This window comes from Arthrobacter sp. 05L45_2 (genome assembly GCF_056397525.1).
Window position 1 is genome coordinate 1 of sequence record NZ_JBFTNO010000348.1, and the last position, 1,299, is coordinate 1,299.

General features: G+C 68.6%; 2 protein-coding genes and 1 pseudogene. 2 read left to right on the forward strand and 1 reads right to left on the reverse strand.

Translation table 11 applies throughout. From position 1 onward, the window contains the following. Positions 1 to 252 (reverse strand): annotated as a pseudogene (locus AC1DHD_RS16310) (aminopeptidase P family protein); the annotation flags it as partial. A gap of 71 nt (positions 253 to 323) precedes the next feature. Between AC1DHD_RS16310 and AC1DHD_RS16315 the strand changes: the two are divergent. Both AC1DHD_RS16315 and AC1DHD_RS16320 read left to right on the forward strand, forming a co-directional pair. Beyond that, the gene (locus AC1DHD_RS16315; protein WP_476880703.1) at positions 324 to 1,169 is read left to right on the forward strand and encodes a PHP domain-containing protein; all 846 of its coding nucleotides are present in this window, start codon (positions 324 to 326) and stop codon (positions 1,167 to 1,169) included. Positions 1,170 to 1,177: 8 nt separating this feature from the next. Beyond that, positions 1,178 to 1,299, forward strand: a 122-nt coding sequence (locus tag AC1DHD_RS16320; RefSeq protein WP_476880704.1) for a MarC family protein, incomplete at its 3' end; no start/stop codon positions are given.

Genomic DNA, 1,299 nt, shown 5'->3' on the forward strand with positions numbered 1-1,299 from the left:
GTTGGAGCGGACCTTCAACGGGCCGGCGGGGATGACCAGGCGTTCACCTTTGAACAGCTCGGAGATGGCTCGACGGCGGGCCGCGGCGTGGCCGGCGACGGCATCCAGCTCGGGGAGCTGGTCCGGGGCCGGAGCCCAATTGCTGGCCATAAATGCCTTGAAGGCGTCGGAACTGGGCCGCTGTGAGCGGTTGTTGACGCGCTCCTCGAGGGGCTGGGAAGTGGAGACTTGGGTGTTATCTGCATCGTTCACCGTCCCATAGTCTCACCAGCGGCGCGGCTTAGGCCAACAAGCCGCCCCGGCGGATCTACTAGGCTGGGCAGGTGAGGATTGACCTGCATGCCCACTCGAACGTTTCCGATGGCACCCAGCCCCCAGCGGGGGTGATCGCGTCGGCTGCGGAGGCGGGGCTCGACGTCGTCGCCCTGACCGATCACGACTCCACCGACGGCTGGGCAGAGGCCTCGGCCGCGGCGCGGAACCTCGGCGTGGCACTGGTCCCCGGGATGGAAGTCTCCTGCCGGACCAGTGAGGGCATCAGCGTGCACCTCCTCAGCTACCTCCACGACCCCGCACACCCCGGGCTGCTGGAGGAAATCACCAAAGCCAAGGACGCCCGGTTCACCCGCGCCGAACGAATGGTCAGCCTGCTCGCCGAGGACTACCCGCTGAGCTGGGACGACGTCATCCACCACGTAGCCCCGGGCGCCACCCTGGGCCGCCCGCACATCGCCGACGCCCTGGTGGCCGCGGGTGTTGTGGCGGACCGCAGCGAGGCCTTCGAGACCATCCTGACCTCGCRYTCCCGGTACTGGGTGCAGCACTACGCGCCGGAYCCGGYRTACGCCGTCGAACTGGTCCGCGACGCCGGCGGKGTGCCSGTSTTCGCGCATCCGGTGGCGTCCTCCCGCGGACGGGTAGTGGGGGAGCGCACCTATCGGGAGATGATCGACGCCGGCCTGGCCGGGCTCGAGATCGACCACCGGGACAACCCGGAAGAGGGCAGGGTGTTCCTGCGCCGCCTCGCCGAACAGCACGGCCTGCTGGTGACCGGCTCCTCGGACTACCACGGGGCCGGGAAACCGAACCTGCTGGGCGAGAACCTGACCGCCCCGGAGGTGCTGGCCCGGATCGAGGAACAGGCCAGCGGAACGTCCGTGGTGCGCTGATGGACTGGATTGACCTTCAGCTCCTGGCCTCGGTGATCGTCACGCTGTTCGTGATCATGGACCCGCCCGGCACCGTTCCGATCTTTATGTCCCTGACCGCCCAGATGGATGCCCGGGACCGCAACCGTTC